Source organism: Patulibacter brassicae (assembly GCF_033949425.1).
GTDB lineage: Bacteria > Actinomycetota > Thermoleophilia > Solirubrobacterales > Solirubrobacteraceae > Patulibacter > Patulibacter brassicae.
Map to the genome: position 1 here is coordinate 64,871 of NZ_JAXAVX010000007.1, position 18,560 is coordinate 83,430.

Annotated in this window: 16 protein-coding genes; 7 read left to right on the forward strand and 9 right to left on the reverse strand. The window is 76.9% G+C overall.

Features of this window, described 5'->3' with window-relative positions; genetic code table 11:
- Positions 1 to 24: 24 nt before the first annotated feature.
- Both mce and SK069_RS13665 read left to right on the forward strand, forming a co-directional pair.
- Positions 25 to 438, forward strand: coding sequence for a methylmalonyl-CoA epimerase (gene mce / locus SK069_RS13660; protein ID WP_319954801.1), 414 nt, complete (start codon positions 25 to 27; stop codon positions 436 to 438).
- A gap of 32 nt (positions 439 to 470) precedes the next feature.
- Positions 471 to 689 carry a hypothetical protein gene (locus SK069_RS13665; protein WP_319954802.1) on the forward strand — a complete coding sequence of 73 codons (219 nt, stop codon included), beginning with the start codon at positions 471 to 473 and terminating at the stop codon, positions 687 to 689.
- 32 nt (positions 690 to 721) lie between these two features.
- Here SK069_RS13665 and SK069_RS13670 read toward each other — a convergent pair whose 3' ends face one another.
- Both SK069_RS13670 and SK069_RS13675 read right to left on the reverse strand, forming a co-directional pair.
- Complete coding sequence (locus tag SK069_RS13670; protein WP_319954803.1) at positions 722 to 1,198, reverse strand: hypothetical protein; 477 nt, start codon at positions 1,196 to 1,198, stop codon at positions 722 to 724.
- Positions 1,195 to 2,064, reverse strand: coding sequence for a diacylglycerol/lipid kinase family protein (locus SK069_RS13675; protein WP_319954804.1), 870 nt, complete (start codon positions 2,062 to 2,064; stop codon positions 1,195 to 1,197). Before SK069_RS13675 ends, SK069_RS13670 begins: the two co-directional genes overlap by 4 nt.
- A 102-nt stretch (positions 2,065 to 2,166) precedes the next feature.
- On the opposite strand from SK069_RS13675, the gene SK069_RS13680 reads away from it, so the two are divergent.
- Together SK069_RS13680 and ychF are read left to right on the forward strand one after the other, a co-directional pair.
- Positions 2,167 to 2,940: a phosphatase PAP2 family protein gene (locus SK069_RS13680; protein ID WP_319954805.1), complete on the forward strand. Its 774-nt coding sequence runs from the start codon at positions 2,167 to 2,169 to the stop codon at positions 2,938 to 2,940.
- The gene (gene ychF, locus SK069_RS13685; protein WP_319954806.1) at positions 2,937 to 4,037 is read left to right on the forward strand and encodes a redox-regulated ATPase YchF; all 1,101 of its coding nucleotides are present in this window, start codon (positions 2,937 to 2,939) and stop codon (positions 4,035 to 4,037) included. The genes SK069_RS13680 and ychF overlap by 4 nt, the downstream gene beginning before the upstream one ends.
- 67 nt (positions 4,038 to 4,104) lie before the next feature.
- Here the strand turns inward: ychF and SK069_RS13690 are convergent, their stop codons facing one another.
- The gene (locus SK069_RS13690; RefSeq protein ID WP_319954807.1) at positions 4,105 to 5,640 is read right to left on the reverse strand and encodes a SpoIID/LytB domain-containing protein; all 1,536 of its coding nucleotides are present in this window, start codon (positions 5,638 to 5,640) and stop codon (positions 4,105 to 4,107) included.
- Between the two features lie 125 nt (positions 5,641 to 5,765).
- Here SK069_RS13690 and SK069_RS13695 point away from each other — a divergent pair, with 125 nt between their 5' ends.
- Both SK069_RS13695 and SK069_RS13700 read left to right on the forward strand, forming a co-directional pair.
- On the forward strand, positions 5,766 to 7,799 hold the full coding sequence (locus SK069_RS13695) for a glycoside hydrolase family 2 TIM barrel-domain containing protein (protein ID WP_319954808.1): 2,034 nt from the start codon (positions 5,766 to 5,768) through the stop codon (positions 7,797 to 7,799).
- Between the two features lie 52 nt (positions 7,800 to 7,851).
- The gene (locus tag SK069_RS13700) at positions 7,852 to 10,623 is read left to right on the forward strand and encodes a LuxR family transcriptional regulator (RefSeq protein WP_319954809.1); all 2,772 of its coding nucleotides are present in this window, start codon (positions 7,852 to 7,854) and stop codon (positions 10,621 to 10,623) included.
- A gap of 27 nt (positions 10,624 to 10,650) precedes the next feature.
- Here SK069_RS13700 and SK069_RS13705 read toward each other — a convergent pair whose 3' ends face one another.
- From SK069_RS13705 to SK069_RS13725, 5 genes are all read right to left on the reverse strand, one after another.
- Positions 10,651 to 11,382, reverse strand: a complete 732-nt coding sequence (locus SK069_RS13705) for a class I SAM-dependent methyltransferase (protein WP_319954810.1) — start codon at positions 11,380 to 11,382, stop codon at positions 10,651 to 10,653.
- Between the two features lie 70 nt (positions 11,383 to 11,452).
- Complete coding sequence (locus SK069_RS13710; RefSeq protein ID WP_319954811.1) at positions 11,453 to 13,279, reverse strand: hypothetical protein; 1,827 nt, start codon at positions 13,277 to 13,279, stop codon at positions 11,453 to 11,455.
- Positions 13,276 to 14,646: a hypothetical protein gene (locus tag SK069_RS13715; protein ID WP_319954812.1), complete on the reverse strand. Its 1,371-nt coding sequence runs from the start codon at positions 14,644 to 14,646 to the stop codon at positions 13,276 to 13,278. Before SK069_RS13715 ends, SK069_RS13710 begins: the two co-directional genes overlap by 4 nt.
- 93 nt (positions 14,647 to 14,739) lie before the next feature.
- Positions 14,740 to 15,429: a VOC family protein gene (locus SK069_RS13720; RefSeq protein WP_319954813.1), complete on the reverse strand. Its 690-nt coding sequence runs from the start codon at positions 15,427 to 15,429 to the stop codon at positions 14,740 to 14,742.
- A gap of 114 nt (positions 15,430 to 15,543) precedes the next feature.
- Entirely contained in the window at positions 15,544 to 16,131 is a 588-nt protein-coding gene (locus SK069_RS13725; RefSeq protein WP_406628297.1) for a mismatch-specific DNA-glycosylase, read from the reverse strand.
- A 64-nt stretch (positions 16,132 to 16,195) separates the two neighbouring features.
- On the opposite strand from SK069_RS13725, the gene SK069_RS13730 reads away from it, so the two are divergent.
- Positions 16,196 to 16,876: a hypothetical protein gene (locus tag SK069_RS13730; RefSeq protein ID WP_319954815.1), complete on the forward strand. Its 681-nt coding sequence runs from the start codon at positions 16,196 to 16,198 to the stop codon at positions 16,874 to 16,876.
- A 334-nt stretch (positions 16,877 to 17,210) separates the two neighbouring features.
- On the opposite strand, the gene SK069_RS13735 is transcribed toward SK069_RS13730, so the two are convergent.
- On the reverse strand, positions 17,211 to 18,539 hold the full coding sequence (locus tag SK069_RS13735; protein ID WP_319954816.1) for a class II fumarate hydratase: 1,329 nt from the start codon (positions 18,537 to 18,539) through the stop codon (positions 17,211 to 17,213).
- Between the last annotated feature and the right edge of the window lie 21 nt (positions 18,540 to 18,560).

The window sequence follows — 18,560 nt, forward strand, 5'->3', positions numbered from 1 at the left end:
GGGTCGCGCACTAAGCTGCCCGCCATGTTCGACCGCATCGACCACCTCGGCGTGGCCGTCGCCCCCGAGGACCTCGAGGACCAGATCGCCCTCTACCGCGACGTGCTCGGCCTGGAGCTCGTCCACCGCGAGACGATCGAGGAGCAGGGGGTCGAGGCGGTCCTCTTCGACGTCGGCGAGAACCACGTCGAGCTCATCTCGCCGCTCGGCCCGGACACCGGCGTCGCGAAGTTCATCGCGAAGAACGGCCCCGGCCTGCACCACATCGCCTACCAGACCACCGACATCGACGGTGCGCTGGCGACGCTGCAGGTGCGCGGCGTGGCGCTCATCGACGAGCAGGCCCGCCGCGGCATCCGCAACAGCCGCGTCGCGTTCGTCCATCCGAAGTCGACCGGCAAGGTGCTGACCGAGCTCACCGAGCCGGCGCACCACTGAGCCGCGATCCCGCACCCCCGAAGGAGAACCCCGTGTCCGACGACAAGCTCCGCGTCAGCATCGGCCTGGACAGCGCCCCGCCGGTCGCGGTGCGCCTGACCGAGGACGGGCTGGCGACGCTGCGCAAGGCGCTCGACCAGGGCGGCTGGACCGAGGTCGAGGCGGAGGACGCCACCGTCCACCTGAACCTCGACAAGGTCGTCTTCGTGCGCGTCGACAAGGACGAGCCGAAGATCGGCTTCGGCCTGTAGGACCCGGCGCCGCGTCCCCCGGGGGCGCGGCGCTACTTCAGCCGGCAGAGCGGCCCGGAGTCGTCGAGGCACCGCAGGAGCTCGCCGCGCGCGTAGCGCCCGGCGTTGGAGTTCTCCCGCTCGACGATCCGCGGGTCGGTGCGGTCCAGACAGTCGGCGTTGTCGTCGGTGTCCTTCGCGACGTAGACGCAGTACCGCGTCACCTCGCCCAGCCGCTCGCTGCCCCCGTTGTCGTCGGGCGGCCCGCTGGCGAGCGAGCCGAGCACCGCGACGAAGACGACGATCATCGGCAGCGCGCCGAAGAGGAGCAGCAGCACGAGCTTGTTGCGCGAGCGGTCGCGGTCGGCCGAGGCGAAGCCGTCGCGGGCGCGCTGCAGGTGGTCGGCCAGCGGCGGGTGCCCATCGTCGGCGGGACGTCCCCCCGCCGGGGGCGCGTCGCGGCCGGCGCCGGGCGCCGCGGGGGCGGGCGCGTCCTCGGGCGCCGCGTCGTCGTCGCGCCGGTCGCTCATCGCGCGTCCCCCTGCGCGCCCGGCGGGACGAGCACGCGGGCCGGACCGAGCGGCCGGACCGTGACGTCCCCGAGGTCGAGCACCTCGCCGTCGACGTTCCACTGCCGGTCGGGGTCGAGGTCGACGACGATCTCCCGTCCCTGGGAGACCTGGACGCCGCCGCGCGAGCCGCCGTGGCGCATCCCCCACGCCCGGCGCAGCAGCGACGCGCGCGGCCCGGACGGCAGCACGAACGCCTCGAGCTCGGGCGTGTCGGGGTCGGAGAGCGGCAGCTGGGCGACGCCGCCGAACGACCCGGACGCCCCGATCAGCACCTGCCAGGCGTCGCCGTCGAAGACCTCCTCCCCGTCGACGAGGACCCGGGCCCGGGCGTAGCGGCCCCGGAACGCGGCGACCGCCGCGCCGACGCCGTAGGCGACCGGGCCGAGCAGCGACTTCATCGGGGCGGCCTGCTCGGCGGCGTAGACCCCGAGCCCGATCGAGGCGACGTTCACGAACGGCCGGCCGTCGATCAGGCCGCCCCAGACCGCGCGCTCCTCGGCGTCGGGATCGACGGCCGTCGGCGCGGCCTGCTCGATCGACGGCGGGATCCCCATCGCCCGCGCGAAGTCGTTCGCCGTGCCGGCGGGCAGGACCGCGAGCGGCACGCCGTGGCGCGCCGCCGCCTCGAACGCGCAGCCGATCGAGCCGTCGCCGCCGGCGATCACGAGCCGGTCGGCGCCGGACGCGGCGGCGGCGTCGACGTCGTCGAGCTCGAAGGTCGCGACGCTCCGCCCGTCGCCCTCCAGCAGCGCGACGATCTCGTCGGCGTTGCGGCCGGCGCCGGACCGCGGATTGACGACGAGCGCGAGCTGCACGACCGACATGGTGCCCGAGCGCGCGTCAGATGCGCGTCAAGACGTCGATCGCGCCCGGCGGACCGGGCCCCGCCGGACCGCCGGCGGGCGCGAGGGCCTACGCTGCACGGCGTGCCGCGCCGTGCCTCCCGCCATCGCTCCCGCCCGTCGGGACCGCTGCCGCTGCTGCCCGCGCGCGGCCGCCGGCGCCGGCCGCACCCGCTGCTGGACGACGCCGCGCTGCGGCGCGAGGCGATCGACGCGCGGCGCAGCCTCCTGGCCCGCGCGCTGCGGGGCCCGCACTGGCGCGCGCTGGCGAAGGTCGACCTCGCCGGCATGCGCCTCATCCGCTCGACCGCCGTCTCGGACGGGTCGACCCGCGCGATCGTCGCGTTCTCCCGCACCGGCGAGCACGGCGCGCTCTGGCTCGCGCTCGGCGCCGCCGGCGTGACGCTCGACCGGCGGCGCCGCGAGCAGTGGGCGCTCGGCCTCAGCTCCGTGGCCGTCGCCTACGTCGCGAACACGACGATCAAGCAGGTCGCCCGCCGCCCCCGCCCGCAGCTGCGCGACCTGCCGCCGCTCATCCCGACCCCGACGCAGCTGAGCTTCCCGAGCTCCCACGCCGCGTCGTCGTTCGCGGCCGCCAGCGCGTACTCGAGCGTCCTGCCCGCCACGCCGCTCTACGTCGTCGCCGGCGCGATGGCGACCTCGCGGGTGCACCTCGGCGTCCACTACCCCAGCGACATCCTCATCGGAGCCGCGCTCGGGACCGTCGCTGCGAAGGCCGTGCGGACGACCGCGCGGCTCGCCGGCTGGGCGGAGGAGCGCCAGGACGCCCGTCACCACCCGACGTCCGCGGAGCCGAGCGCCCCCGCGACCGACCCCCAGGAGGACCCGGTCCGATGAGCATGAAGATCGGGATCGTCGGCATGCCGAGCGCCGGCAAGTCGTCGCTCTTCAACGCGCTGACGCAGGCCGGGGCCGAGGCGGCGAACTACCCGTTCACGACGATCGAGCCGAACATCGCCGTCGCGCCGGTCGAGGACGACCGCCTCGCGCGCATCAGCGAGATGCTCGGCGCGTCGGAGACCGTCTACGACCACATCGACTTCCACGACATCGCGGGGCTCGTCGCGGGCGCCCACAAGGGCGAGGGCCTCGGCAACGCCTTCCTCGCGAACATCCGCGAGACGGACGCCATCGTCCACCTCGTCCGGGCCCACACCGACGAGAACATCGTCCACAGCGAGGGCTCGGTCGACCCGGTCCGGGACATCGAGACGATCGAGACGGAGCTCGTGCTCTCCGACCTCGATCAGGCCGAGCGGCGCAAGGACCGCGTCGTGCGCGCGGCGCGCGGCGGCGACGCCGAGGCGAAGGCCGAGCTCGCCTGGCTGGAGGAGCTCATCCCCGCCCTGGACGCCGGCCGTCCCGCGCGCACGGTGCCCGCGCCCGAGGACCACCCCGAGGTCGTCCGCAACCTCTTCCCGCTGACCGCCAAGCCGGTGCTCTTCGTCGTCAACGTCGGCGAGGACGAGCTCGCCGAGGGCGACGCGGCGATCCCGCCGGCCGTCGTCGAGCACGCCGCCGCGCAGGGCGCGAAGGTCGTCGCGGTCTCCTCGCGGCTGGAGGCCGAGCTCGCCGAGATGGACGACGAGGAGGCCGCGGCGATGCGCGAGGAGCTGGGGCTCGCCGAGTCGGGCCTGCAGCGCGTGGTCCGCGGCGCGTTCGACCTGCTCGACCTCATCACGTTCTTCACCGTCGGCTCGGGCAAGCGCGGGCAGTCGTGGCACCTGCGCCGCGGCCTGTCGGCGTGGCACGCCGCCGGCGAGATCCACTCCGACATCCAGCACGGGTTCGTCCGCGCCGAGGTCGTCGGGTGGGAGGCGCTGCTGGAGGCCGGCGGCTACGGCCAGGCGCGCGAGCAGGGCACGCTGCGCGTCGAGGGCCGGGACTACGTCGTCCAGGACGGCGACGTCATCACCGTGAAGTTCACGCCCTGACCCGGTCGCGCGGTCCGGCACGGGTCCGGCGTGACGCACCGGTGCGCCGGGCCGGGCCGGCGGCGGATCAGCGCTCGGCGCGCGTCTCGGGCGTCGGTGCCACCCCGACGACGACGCGCCAGCGCCCACCGCGGGGCACGAGCAGGTCGAACCGCCCGGCGCGGTCCGTGCGCACCCGCCGGACGGTCCGCCAGCGCCGGCCGTCCGGGCGCTGCAGGCGCGCCGCCCGCTCCGCGGTGCCGTCGCCCGCCGCGCCGCCGACGAGCCGGCAGCGCTCGCGCACGATCCGCTCCGCCCGCGCCCGCCGGTCGAGGCCGACCGCGAGGTCGCTCGCGCCGCGCTGCAGCAGCTGCAGCGCCCCGCCGGCCGGGTCGGCGGCCGCGAGCGGCCGCCGGAGCGCCGTGCCGGCTCGCGGCGCGGCCGGCCGCGGGCGCAGGCAGCCGGAGATCGACGTGCGCGTGAAGGTCGCCCAGCGGTCGGGCAGCGCGAGCGCCCGCTGCAGCTGCTCGCCGGTGACGTCGCGGCGCCCGCGGTCGCCGACGACCCGGGCCCGCACGACGCGCGGCGAGGAGCCCGTCCGCAGGACCTCGATCCGCCGCAGAGCGCCGACGGGCGCGATCCGCCCGATCCGCCGGTCGGCGGAGACCGCGTCGAAGCGGCGCGTCCAGCGGTGCAGCGGCGCATCGCCCTCGGCCGGGTCGGCGACGCTGCGCAGCCACGGGCGGGCCGCGCCCCCGAAGACGTGCTCGACGTCCTCGGTCCGCCCGCCGCTCGCGGCGAAGTAGTACGTCGTCACCGGTCGTCCCCGACGCGTGACGACCTGGCCGGCGGTCGCGCGGACCGCCGCATCGCCGGGCCCGCTCTCGCCGCTGACGCCGCGGTAGACCTGCGAGCGGGTGTCCGGCCACTGGGTGAAGGGGCGCCCGCCGATGCTCGTCGTGATCGCGTAGGTCCGCGCCGCGATCGCCTGGGCCTGGAGCGCCGCCGCGGGCCAGCTCGCGGGCGACTCGCCGGTGACGACGCCGCGCAGGTACTCCTCCAGCCCGAGCTCCTCGACGACGAGCACGCCCGCGCCGTCGGGCAGGACGTCGAGCACGCCGCGGAACGCGCCGTCCACGACGCCGTCCGCAGCGCGGCCGGCCACGCGCAGCAGCCCACCGCCGCTGACGCGCACCGCCCCCGCCGCGCGGGCGACGCGGCGCGGCCGCTCGCCGGTCGTCCACGCGACGATCCCCGGCCCGGTCCGCCGCAGCCGGTAGCTGCGCCCCGGATCCACGCGGACCCCGCCGATGCTCGACGCCCCGGCGATCGTCGTCTCGCGACGCCCCCACTGGAGCGCCACGCGGACGACCGGGCTGCGCGTCAGCCGGCCGACGCGGGTGCCGCGGTAGTAGTGGCCGAGGATCCGCGCAGCGTCGGCGCCCCGCGCCGCCATCCCCCGCGCGCCCCACTGGCTCATGCCGACGCCGTGCCCGAAGCCCGCGCCGCGGACGACGAGCTGGCTGGCCGCGGCGGCGCGCTCGGGCGCGACCGCGGGTCCCGCGGAGCAGGCGGCGACGAGCGCCGTGGCGACGACGGCGTGCGACGGTGCGAGCCGGAGCACGGCCGACGACGGTAGCGCCCGGGCCCCGTCGCGGCGCCGAGACCGGCCCGGTGCCCGGCTCGCCGACCCGGCCCGCTCCGCTACGCTCGCGCGACCTGGCCGCCAGAGGCGGCCGTGGGTCCGCCATGCTCCGTCGCCGCCTCCTCCCCGTTCCGCTCCTCGTCCTCGCCCTCGCCGCCGCGCCCGTCGCGGTCAGCGAGCTCGGCGACGGGCCACGCTCAGCCGCCGCGGCCGAGGACGCGCCGTCCAACGCGCCCGTCGCGGTCGGCGGCCCGTTCGGCCGGACGTCGATCAGCGCCGGGTGGACCGTGCGCAACGACCCGCGCGACAGCGGCCGCGGGCTCGGCTGGAAGGACGGCGACTTCACCGGGTCGACGGTCGACCTGCCGTACGTCCCGAACGCGAAGAACATCACCGGCGCGGCGGGCGTCCTCGGGCACCGCGGCTCGATCGCCTGGTACCGCAAGACGATCACCGTCCCGAAGGACGGTGACTACGCGATCGGCTTCGGCTCGGTGAACCACGAGGCGACCGTCTGGATCGACGGCCGCCAGGTGGCCTCGCACCTCGGCGAGTTCCTGCCGTTCGAGGCCCGCGCGGGCCTGAAGGCCGGCCGCGAGCACACGATCGTCGTCCGCGCCGACTGGCGCGATCCCGAGACGATGAAGAAGCAGGGCTACCACCGCGGCTGGTTCAACTACGGCGGCATCACCCGCGACGTGACCCTGCGCCCGCTCGGGGCCAGCGACACCGCCGCCCCCTCCGTCGTCACGGAGCTGCAGCCGGGCGGCAGCGCGAAGGTCACCGTCTCGGCCGACTTCACGAACCGCGCCGGCACGCGCGCGATCGCCCCGGTCGGCGTCCTGCGTCGCGGGGACCGGACGTTCACGCTGCGGTTCCCGTCGCAGCGCTTCACGGGCGGCCAGACCCGCCGGCTCGCGGCGAGCGTCGTGATCGAGAAGCCCGACCTCTGGTCCTCGACCGCGCCGAACCTCTACGACATGGTCGTCGGGGTCGCGTCCGAGAGCGCCTACCAGACGCGCACCGGCCTGCGGGTCGTGAGCGTGCGCAACGGCGCGATCTACGTCAACGGCACCCGCGTGCAGCTGCGCGGCGCGTCGATCCACGAGGACGCTCCCGGCGTCGGCGACGGCCTGCGGCCCGAGCAGATGGACGGGCTGATCGACGACCTGAAGGCGATCGGGGCCAACGCGACCCGGGCCCAGCACCCGCTGGACCCGGCGCTGCTGGAGCGCCTGGACGAGGCCGGGATCATGGTCTGGCAGGGCATCGGCCCGTTCGACTCCCCCGGCTCGTGGACGCACCGCACGGCCGCGCAGCAGCGCCGCGCGCGGGAGCGCGTGGCGGTGACGCTCGCCGAGCAGCAGACGCACCCCTCGACGATCGTCTGGAACCTCGCGAACGAGATCGCGAAGAACGGCAACCGGCACGGGCAGGTCCCGTACGTGCGGGCGATGTCGCGGATGCTCAAGGAGAAGGACCCGAACCGCCTCGTGGCGCTCGACCTCTGGGGCACGCCGAAGGAGCTCTGCATGTCCAGCGCCCGCGGCGTCGTGGAGCTCAAGGTCCGCCGCGGCACGGCGAAGCGCTGCGACCTCGGCGGCGGCCGTCGCGGCCGGATGGTCTGGGAGACGCGCCTGCCCGAGAAGGTCGGCCCGGTGTACCAGTACATCGACGCGATCGGGATCACGAACTACGAGGGCTGGTACAGCGAGCCGGGCCAGCCGATGTCCTACATCGCGCGCCGGATCAAGGCGTACCTGAAGCTCGCCGAGCGGGTCTACCGCGGCAAGGCGCTCGTGCTGACGGAGTTCGGCGCGGAGGCCAACGGCGAGAACCCCTCGTCGAAGCCGGGCGGCTACGGCTACCAGTCGAACCTCATCCGGACGACGATCGACGCGTACGCGTCGGACCCGAACGTCCAGGGCTTCCTCGTCTGGAACCTCCGCGACTTCGGCGTCTCGCCCGCGTTCCTCGGCGGCTCGATCCGCAACGTCTACAAGGGCCACCCGATCCGCCTCGTCCGCGGGCTCAACCAGAAGGGCCTGTTCACCTACGAGAACCGCCCCAAGCCGGCGGTCGCGGTGACGAAGGCCGCGCTGGCCCGCGCCGCGCAGACCGGCGCCGGCCGCCGCTGAGGACGCCGCGGCCGGCTCCGCAGCGCGCGGACCGGCCGCCTACGATCGAGTCGTGTCGTCCCCCAGCGACCTCCTCGGACGCGACGCCGAGCTGCGTCGGCTCGACGCGCTCCTGGACCGCGCCGCCGACGGTCGCAGCGCCGCGGCCCTCCTCGTCGGCGAGCCGGGGATCGGCAAGTCGGCGCTCCTGCGCGCGGTCGCCGGCCGCTGTCGCGCACGGCAGGGGACCGTCCTCACCGCCCGCGGCGTCGAGGCGGAGTCGGACCTGCCGTTCGCCGGCCTGCACGAGCTGCTGCGCCCGACGCTGCCGTTCCTGACGGCGCTCGGCGACCCGCACCGCACCGCGCTCGAGGTCGCCCTCGGCCGCACGACCGGACCGCCGCCGACGCCGTTCGCCGTCGGCGTCGCGCTGCTGGCGATGCTCGAGGTCGAGCCCGACCGCGGCGGGCCGCTCCTGCTCGCCGTCGACGACGCGCAGTGGCTCGACGCGGGGTCGCTGCAGGCGCTGCGGTTCGCCGCACGCCGGCTGGACCACGAGGGCGCCCTCGTCCTGCTCGCCGCGCGGCCGGAGGCCGGCCGGGAGCTCGACGACGGACAGGCCGAGCGGATCGACCTCGGCCCGCTGGACCGCGGATCGGCGGTCGCCCTCGCCCGGCGCGCCGGCGCGGCCGAGGAGCGGATCGACCGGGTCCTCGCGCTCGCCGCCGGGCTGCCGCTCGCGCTCGTCGAGCTCGCGCGCGCGTCCGGCGAGGCGCTGGCGGCGCCGTCCACCGCGGGCTGGCGCCCGTCGCGCGCGATCGAGCGGGCCTTCCGCGACGAGCTGACCGCCGTGGGACCGGCCGCCGCGCGCGGCCTCGTGCTGCTGGCCCTGGAGGAGCGCGCGACCCGGGCCGAGCTCGCCGTCGCCGCGGCGACGCTCGGGGGCGGATCCGGCGACGACGGGCTCGCGGAGGCGGTCGACCGCGGGCTGCTCGTGCCCGAGGGGCACGGGCTGCGCTTCCGCCACCCGCTGCTGCGCGCGGTCGTGCTGCACGACACCTCGGCCGAGGAGCGACGGGCGGCCCACCTCGCGCTCGCCGCGGCCCTGCCCGTCGATCGCTCGGCGTGGCATCGCGCCGGCGCGGCGCAGGGACCGGACCCGGCGCTCGCCGACGCCCTGATGGACGCGGCCGTCGTCGCCCGCCAGCGCGGCGACCTCTCCGCCGCCGCCCGGGACGCGGCCGCCGCGGTCCGGCTCGCCGACGACCCGGCGCGGGCGGCGACGCACGCCCTCGCCGCCGCCGAGATGGCGCTGCAGGTCGGGGCGCTCGCCGACGCCCGCGACCTGACGGAGCGCGCCCTCGTCGATCCCCCGGCCGACGCGCTCGTGCGGGCCGACCTCGAGCGCGTGCGCGGCACGGCGATGGGACGGATGGGGCTGGCGACCGCCGGCACCTCGTCGCTGCTGCGCCAGGTCGAGGTCGTCGCCGACCGTGACCCCGGCCGCGCCGCGACGCTGCTGCTCAGCGCCACGCCGACCTACTGGTTCACCGGCGACGCCGACGCGTTCGCCGAGACGCTGGACCGCGTCGACGCGCTCTCCGCGGACCGGCTGCCGGTCCACCGAGCGCTGTCGGCCCTGCTGCGAACGCTGCTGGCCGCCTCGATCGGGGGCACGGACGGCGCGCTCGAGGAGCTCGACCGGCACCTGCCGGCCCTCGAGGGCCGCGAGCTGCCGCCGACGGGCTACGAGCCGCTCGCCTCGCCGGCGCACGCGTCGCTCTGGTGCGGCGGGACGGAGCTCGCCGACGTCCTCCTCGAGCGACAGCTGTCGGGGTCGCGGCGGATCGGCGCCGTCTCCGAGCTCGTCTACCCGCTGACGGTCCTCGGGCAGCTCGAGCTGCGCCGCGGGGCGCACGCCCCGGCGCTCGCGGCCGGCAGCGAGGCGCTGCAGCTGGCCCGGGACACCGAGCAGGACCTGCTGGCGGGGCTGGCGGCCGCCCTCCTGGCGCAGACGGAGGCGACGCTCGGCCGCGAGGAGCCCTGCCGCGCGCACGCCCAGTTCGCGCTCGAGCAGGCGGAGCGGTCCGGGGCGGTCCTCACGACGCTGCAGGCCCACACCGCCCTCGGGCGGATCGAGCTCGCCGTGGGCCGGCCCGAGGACGCGCTCGTGCCGCTGCGCCTGTGCGCCACGACCGCGGCCCGCACCGGCTTCGCGCAGCCGAACATGGCGCGCTGGGGCGTCGACCTCGTCGAGGCGCTCGTGCGGGCCGGGGCGCGCGGCGAGGCCGAGGCGGCGCACGCGCAGCTCGAGGCCCGCGTCGCGCGTTCCCCGACCCCGTGGGGACGCGCCGCCGTCGAGCGGACCCACGCGCTGCTGACCCCCGGCCCGGCCGGCGAGGCGTCGCTCGTGCGGGCGATCGCGCGGCTCGACGCCGCCGGCGACGCGCTCGAGGCAGCGCTCGCGCGGCTCGCGCTCGGCGAGCGGCTGCGGCGGGAGCGCCGGCGACGCGAGGCCCGCGCCCCGCTGCAGCTCGCCCTCGAGCGCCTCGAGCGCGCCGGCGCCGGCCCCTGGGCCGAGCGCGCACGGGAGGAGCTGCGCGCGACCGGCGGTCCGACCGGGGAGCGGCGGAGCGGCCCGGCCGACGAGCTCAGCCCGCACGAGCTGCGGATCTCGCTGCTCGTCGCCGACGGCCGGACGAACCCGGAGATCGCGGCGGAGCTCTTCGTGTCGCGCAAGACCGTCGAGCACCACCTCTCGCAGATCTACCGCAAGCTCGGCCTGCGCTCGCGCACCGAGCTGGCGCGCGCGCTCGTGGAGCCCGGCGCGCGCGGCGGCGCCTGACGCGCGCGCCGGCCGGCGGGGCCCGGGTCACGGCGCCCCGTCGGCGTGGGCGAGCCAGCCCTGCAGCGTCAGCGCCGCGTAGAAGCGCGCCGGCGTCCGGAACCCGGCCCGGCGCAGCAGCTCCTCGTCCTCCTCCGGCGCGAGCAGCGGCAGGTGGGCGCCGAGCGCCGCGGCCGAGGCGGCGATCCGCTCCGGGTCGGCGCCGGGGGCGGCCGCGTAGCGCGCGTACCGCGCCAGCCAGGCGTCGCGCGCGGGGCCGGCCGGCACGCTGTGGTGGACGGTCAGCAGCGGCGCGCCCGGCCGCAGCCGCCGGCGGATCCCGCGGAGCGTCGCCAGCCGCTCCGCCGCGGGGAGGAAGTGGAGGGTCAGCAGGCACGTCGCCCCGTCGAACGGGCCCTCCGGCGCATCGTCGACGACGCCCTCGTGCAGCGCCGCCCGCTCGGCGTGCGCTCCGAGCGTCGTCCGCGCCAGGTCGAGCATCTCGCCCGAGGGGTCGACGCCGTCGAGGCGCCAGTCCGGATGGTGCGCCGCGAAGTGGCGCAGCTCGAGCCCGCCACCGGCACCGACGACGAGCACCCGGCCATCGCGCGGCACCGCCTCGTCGAGGAGCCGGTCGGCGAGGTCGTGGAGGACCTCGAGGCCCGGGACCGCGCGGCGCGTGCGCTCGACGTAGGAGGCGACGACCGCCGGGTCGGAGAACGCCCGCGCCGCCGACCGGTGCCCGTCCTCGTGCGGGGCGCGGGGCGGCGGCTCGTCCATGGCGCCGATCGTACGAGCGACCGGCGCGGACGGCGAGGGGCCTTGCCGAAGCGGCAAGGCCCCGCAGCGGTCAGTCGCCGAGGATCGCGCCGAGCGGGCTCACGCCGACGAGCGAGAAGTCCATCGACTCGCCGCTGAGCGCGACGCTCCCCGGCCCGACCTGCAGGACCGCGGTGTGCGAGACCCGCGCGCCGACGTCCCGGATCGTGCCGTCGCCCGCGACGGTGATGTAGAGCCCGTCCTCGACCTGCGCGCTCGGCCCGAACGGGCCCGAGGGCGTCTTCGCGCGCGGCCCGACGACGACCGTCGTCTCGCCGGTGCCCGGCCGGTGGGAGACGTTGAGGAAGCCCGTCAGCCACGCGCTGCCGGCCTCGAGCTCGACCCCGATCGCCTCGCAGCTCACCGACACCTCGACGCCCGGCAGCGCCCACCGGAACGCGACGCTGGTCAGGCCGGTCGGGCACTTCGCGCTCTCCGGGGTGTCGCCCGGCGTCTCGTCGAGGCCGACCGCCGCCGCCTCGCCCTCGAAGCAGTTCGACCCGTACTCCGCCAGGAACGACGAGGCCTGGTGCAGGTTCTGCATCGGGACGACGAGGCTCTGCCGCGCCCGGGCCATGAACTCGGCGTGCAGGCGGGGATCGGCGACGTTCGCCGCGATGCCCGTGTGGTAGCGGTACTGCTCGCGGATGTACTGGCGCGCGGCGTCCTCGTAGTCGAGGTACGCCTGACGCCAGCCGGCGAACGCGCCGCACGTGGGACCGGCCTGCCCGGCCCCGAAGCGGGTGTGGAAGTCGTTCAGGACCCGCCAGCGGGCGCCCATCGCCTCCCACCGCTCGCGCAGCCCCGGCTGGCGCTCCGGCCGCGCGAACGCGACGTCGAGGGCGCGGAGGTAGCTCGTGCCGGCGGCCGAGAGCGCCTGGCGCGCCGGCCGCGAGGCCTGCGACGCCGCGCTCGTGGCGGCGACCGCCTGACGGATCGCCGGCAGGTCGCCGTCGTGCTGCGCGCGCAGCGCGTCGCGCAGGGCACGGGCCTCGGCCTCGTTCGCCGGGATCCGCCAGGTCGGCAGCGTCGGCAGGACGCCCGGCGCGACGTCGAGCCACAGCGGCGTCGCGGCCTGGACGACGACCGGCCCCCCGCTGTCGGGATCCGAGCTCGTCGTCGCGCTCGGCGCGCCCGCGCGACGGGTGGCGGCCGCCGCGGTCCTCGCCGCGGCCGCCCGGTTCCCGGCGCAGAGCTGCGCGTGCGCGAGGTTCGCGCGCGCCTCGCGCAGGAGCGGCGCCGACGCGACCGCCGGGCGCAGCGCCCGCTCGGCGTCCTTCCAGCGTCCGAGCGCCAGCAGGGCGTGACCGCGGGCGTTCGCCAGGAGAGCGCGCCGCGGGCTGCCGAGCGGCGCGCCCTTCGGGGCCTTGCGCTTCGCGGCGGCGTCGAGCAGCGCGAGCGCCGCCGGCGCGCGCCCGATGCCGACGAGCACGGTCGCCGCGCCGACGAGCGGCCGCTGGTCGCGGGGGCGCAGCTCGTGGGCCCGCAGGAGCGCGGCGAGCGCCGCCGTCGAGCGGCCGGCGGTGGCGGCCGCTCCGGCGGCCGCAAGCGCCCGCTCGACCGACCGGCCGTCGCGGCTCTTGCGGAACCGGCGGTCGGCGGCGGCCCCCTTGCCGCGGCGGACGACCTTGCGCGCCTGGGCGAGCGCGGCGCGCAGCGAGGGCGTGCGCGCCTTCGACGGCTTCGCGGCGCAGAGCTGCGGGCGCTGGGCGTCGAGCTTCGCGCCCGCGGCCTCCGCCGAGAGGATCGGCAGGCCGTCGGCGATGCTGCGGACCGTGGCCGCGGACGCCGGGGTCGACCCGGCGCCGGCGAGCGCCGCGGCCACGAGCGCCGCGACGAGGAACGGGCGGCGGCTCATCGCTTCAGGCCCCACTGCTTGCCGGCGAAGCAGTAGTCGAACTCGAACCGGCCCGTGCCGAGGAGCGGCGACCGGTCCTCGACGACGAGGTTGCCCGTCGCCGTGTCGCCCGCGACGCGACCGTCGAACTTCAGCTTCTGGAACCCGTAGTTGCGGGTCGCCTCCCAGGCGAAGCGGCCATCGCCGCCCACCTTGGGCTTGGGATCGTCACCGATCATGGAGTAGCTCACGAGCTTCTGGCGCTTCGAGCGCGTGCAGTAGAGGGTCAGGGAGCCGTTGAAGCTCTGGACGACGCCGTCGCGGATCACGAGCACCTGCCCGTCGCTCGCGCGATAGGTGCCGTCGAGGCCGCCGCCGGTCGCCCCGCCGCCCGACGAGCCGCTCGACCGGCGGGCGGTGGCGGTGGCGGTGCGGACGCTCGCGCGGGTCTTCGTGCCGGACGCCTTCGCGCGGATCTCGACCCGCAGCGACAGGCGACCACGGCGCGCGAGCGTGCGACGGGCCGCGGAGGAGAGCCGCAGCTTCACGGTCCGGCCGCCCTCCGGGCCCAGCGCGAGCGTCGCCCGCGCCACGCGGCGCTTGCCCTGGCGCAGGGTCACCGTGCCCCTGAGCGCCTGCCCGTAGGGGTTGGCGACCGTCAGCGACACGACGCCCGAGCGCGTGGCGCTCAGCGTCCGCGGCAGGGCGAGCCGCGGGCCGCCCTTCGGCACCCGCGGCGCCGGGTCGGGCTGCGGCGTGCCCGGCCCCGGGTCCGGATCCGGACCGGGGCCGCCCGGATCGGGATCCGGCGGGGGCGGCGGCACCGGGCGGCCGCCGTCCGGATCCTGGGTCTCGTCGCCGAGGCCGTCCCCGTCGGCGTCCGGCTCGATCGTCAGCGCCAGCGCGAGCGAGCCGCGGCGCGCCTCGGCGCCACCGGGACCGCCGCCGTCCGGCAGCGCCGGCGTCCACTGGTGCACGACCTCGGCGTCGTCGGGGACGAACGGCGCCTGGAAGCCGACCTGCGCGCCGTCGCGCAGGTCGAGGCCGACGAGCTGCCCGGCACCGACGGGGATCCGCACCGCCTGGTCGACGGTGCCGCCCGGCGCGACCCAGTCGCCCGCGCCCGCGCCGCCGAGGGCGCGCAGGCGGACCTGGCCGCCGGTGACCGTCGCCCGCCAGCGCGTCACCACGCCCCGGCCGTCGTAGAGCACCTCGGCGAGCTCCTGGTTCGCCGAGCGCGCCTGGGCGACGGTGCACGATCCCGCGCAGGTCACGGACTCGCCGGTGCTGCCGGGGTCCGAGCCCCACGTGATGTCGGCACCGGCGGCTGAGGGCAGCGCCAGCGCGAGGACGGGGACGGCGAGGAGGACGGGGACGGGACGACGCACCCGACGACCGTAGGCGCGCCACCCCGACGCCGCATCGGGGACCTCCCCGAAGGTTCACCCGCGATGTCGCCCGCCGGCGGTCCGCGGCGCCGGTCAGGTCGGCAGGGCGCGCAGCTCGGTCGCGCTGCCCACCGCGACCGGGTCCTCGGGGTGCAGCGCCGGAACCGCCTCGAGGACGATCGAGACGCTGCCGGGCACCGCCGGGCGCGCCGTCGGGAACCAGTGGCGCCACTCGCGCACGCAGATGAGCAGGCCGGACTCGTCCCCGACCGCCGCGAACCCGCTCGCCGGATCGCCGAACCAGCGCTCGAGCCCGAGGCCGTGGAGGCGATCGACGAGCGACGCGACGTCCGGCGCGCAGACGCCGACCTCGCTCAGCCCGCGCACGAGCGCACCGCCGTCGCCGGGCGGGGGCGTCCACGGGCGGCGGTGACGGGCGATGAGCTCGACCACGTGACCGCCGGGCGTGACCGCGTAGACGCTGTGGGCCGCCCACGCCGGGAAGTCGACGATCGGCTCCGGCCCCTCCGGGCCGTCGAGCTCGACCAGCGGCGCGGCCGCGGCGAGCCACGCCGCCGCGTCGACGAGCCGCTCCGGCGCGACCTCCAGCGCCACGTGGTGGGCCGGGGCCGCCGCGGACGCGGGCGCCGGGCGGAACGCGAGCACGCCGTCGCCGACGGCGACCGCGAACCCGCCGTCGGGCGCGCCCGGAGTGCGCTCGAGGCCCAGCGCACCGCACCAGAAGGCGCGCTCCTCCTGGATCCGCGCCGTCGCGAGCGTCACCCAGCGGATCCTCGGAGGCGCCGACGAGGTCGGTGGCAGCTCGATCGGCACGTCCGGGAGCCTAGCTCGGGCGGATCGTTCCACCCCCTGGAACGATCTGGCGGAGCCTCGGCGTCAGACGACGCCCGCCTCGGCCGCAGCGGCCCGGTAGGCCGCGGCGAGCGAGTCGACGGTCTCGTGGGCGTTCAGCCCGCTGGGGTTCGGCACGACCCAGAGCGCGCTGTCGCCGAACGGCCCCCCGATCCGGTCGGGCTGGCGGCCCGCGGCCGCGGTGCGCTCGCCGAACGCGTCGCGGTAGGCGGTGATCCCGGCGATCGCGACGACCCGCGGCCGCCGCTGCGCGACGAGCTCCAGCAGCCGCGCGCCGCCCGCCTGCAGCTCGTCCCGCGACAGCTCCGAAGCGCGCACCGTCGCCCGTCGCACGAGGTTCGTGATGCCGACGCCGCGCTCGATCAGGTGCTCCCGGTCGGCGTCGCGCACGCCGTCGGTCCGCGACAGCTCGTACGTCGTGATGCCGGCGCGGTACAGGGCCGGATAGAACCGGTTGCCCGGGTGCGAGAAGTGCGTCTTGACCGCCGCGGTCCAGAGCCCCGGGTTGATGCCGACGAAGAGCAGCCGCAGCGACGGACCGTCGGGCGGGCCGAGGAGGTCGGGGACCTCCTCGTCCCGGAAGGCCTCGAGCTCGGCACGGGTGAAGCGCACCATCGGCGGGGATCCTGTCGCAGACGCGCGCTCGACGCCCCGGAGTGATTGGCTGTCGTGGGCGATGCCCGCCGAGCCCCGTCACCGCCGCCGCGGGACGCGACGCCTGCTCCGCGCGCGGGACGCGCTGCTCCACCGCCGCGCCCGGCTCGAGCGCTGGCTCGAGCGGCGGCACCCGGCGCTGTGGGACGCCCGCCACGCCGTCGAGGGCGTGGGCCGGCTGCTCGGCCCGCTGATCGGCGCCGCCGTCCTCCTCGTGCTGCTCGCCCCGCTGCTCGCGCTGCTCGCGGCGCTCGCCGCGCTGCTCGACGTCCTCGACCTCGACCTGCCGTCGATCTCGCTGCCCAGCGTGCCGTCCGTCGACGCGCCGGGATGGCTGCGCGACGTGGCGCGCGTCCTCGGCGACGTGCTCGGGGTCCTCGGCCAGGTGCTGCGCTGGGCCGCGCTCGCCGGCGGTGCCGCCTACGGCATCCACCTCACCCGGCGCGCGCGCCGCCGGCGGCTGGAGGCCGAGGCCGTGGGCCGCGAGGAGCTGCTGCGGCGGCTGCTCGCCGCCCTGGACGCGATCGCGGTCCAGCATGCCGGCGGGCCGCCGGACGCGCTCTTGGGATCTCCCGACGGCGGGGACGGGGCCCTGCGCGAGCGGCCGGCGCGAGCGGCCGGCGCGACGGGCCCTCCACCGACCGAGCGGCGTGGTGCGAGGTCCACGCCGTCCACGGGCCCCGGGCCGTCGGGACCCCGCTAGGACCTCTCCCTGGAGGGCGCGTGGAGTCGTGGTGGTCGGTGACCAAGGAGGTCGTTCCCGGGTCCCGAGATCAGGCTGGCGGCCTGGAGGGACGATCCCCCGTCCCCGCGGGGCGAGATCCGCCGGTCAGCGGCCGCCACGGACCGCGGGCCCTCCAGGGAGAGGCCCGAGCCCCGCCCTCGCTGCGGGAGACCGAGCGTCGCGGTCGCCGTCCGCGCGCACGAGGCCGGAGCGGCCGGGCCGAGCGGGACGGCCCGGCGCCGGGCGGCGGCGCCCACCGGCGCCGCCGTGGTCCCACGGCCGTCGGAGCCGCGGCTCCTGCAGGAAGGGGTCCTCAGTCCTCGAGGTTGCCCGCGGCGATCTTCCGCAGGTCGATCGTCTTGTCATAGAGGTCGGGGTCGACGCCCTCGGCGATCGCGACGTCGCGCAGCGGCTCGCCCGACGCGGTCGCCTTCTTCACGATGTCCGTCGCCTTGTCGTAGCCGATCGCCTCGTTCAGGGCGGTCGCGGTGGCGAGCGTCGCGCCGGCCGACGCGTCGGTGCCGCGGGTGTTCGCCTCGATCCCGTCGACGCACTTCTCGGCGAACGCGACCGACGCCGTCGAGAGCAGGTGGATCGACTGCAGGAGGTTGCGCGCGATCAGCGGCACGCGGACGTTCAGCTCGAACTGGCCCTGGGTGCCGGCGATCGTGATCGCCGTGTCGTTGCCGATGACCTGGGCGGAGACCTGCAGGACGACCTCCGGCAGGACCGGGTTGACCTTGCCCGGCATGATCGAGGAGCCCTTCTGGAGCTCCGGCAGGAACAGCTCGCCGATGCCGGCGCGCGGGCCCGAGCCCATGAGCGCGATGTCGTTGGCGATCTTCGTCAGCGAGACGGCGACGACCTTCAGCGCCCCGGAGAGCTCGACGAGCGCGTCGCGGTTGCCCTGGGCCTCGAAGGGATCCTCCGGAGCGGCGATGAGGTCGAGGCCCGAGTCGGCCTTGAGGATCTCGCGGACCTTCGGCGCGAAGGCGGCCGGCGTGTTGAGGCCCGTGCCGGTCGCGGTGCCGCCGAGCGGGATCTGGCCGACCTGCGGGAGCGCGTTGCGCACGCGCTTGGCGCCGAGGCGGACCTGCGCGGCGTACCCGGAGAACTCCTGGCCGAGCGTCACGGGGACGGCGTCCATGAGGTGCGTGCGGCCGGACTTCACGACGTCGTGGAACGCCTTCGCCTTCGCGGCGAGCGAGGCCTCGAGCTGCTCGAGCGCCGGGAGGAGCTTGTTCGTCGCGTCGTCGAGCGCGGCGAGGTGGACGGCGGAGGGGAACGTGTCGTTGGAGCTCTGCCCCATGTTCACGTGATCGTTGCGGTGCGCCGCGCCGCCCGTCAGCGAGGAGATGACCTCGTTGACGTTCATGTTCGTCGACGTGCCCGAGCCGGTCTGGAAGACGTCGATCGGGAACTGGTCGTCGTGCTCGCCGGCGACGATCTTCGCGGCGGCGTCCTGGATCTTCTGCGCGATCTCGGCGTCGAGCTTGCCGAGGTCGGCGTTCGCCTTCGCCGCGGCGCCCTTGATCCGGGCCTGCCACTTCACGACCTGGAGCGGGACGCGCTCCCCGGAGATCGGGAAGTTCTCGACCGCCTTCTGGGTCTCGCCGCCGTAGAGGATCTCTGCCGTTGCCATCGCTCGTCCCTGGTCGTGAGG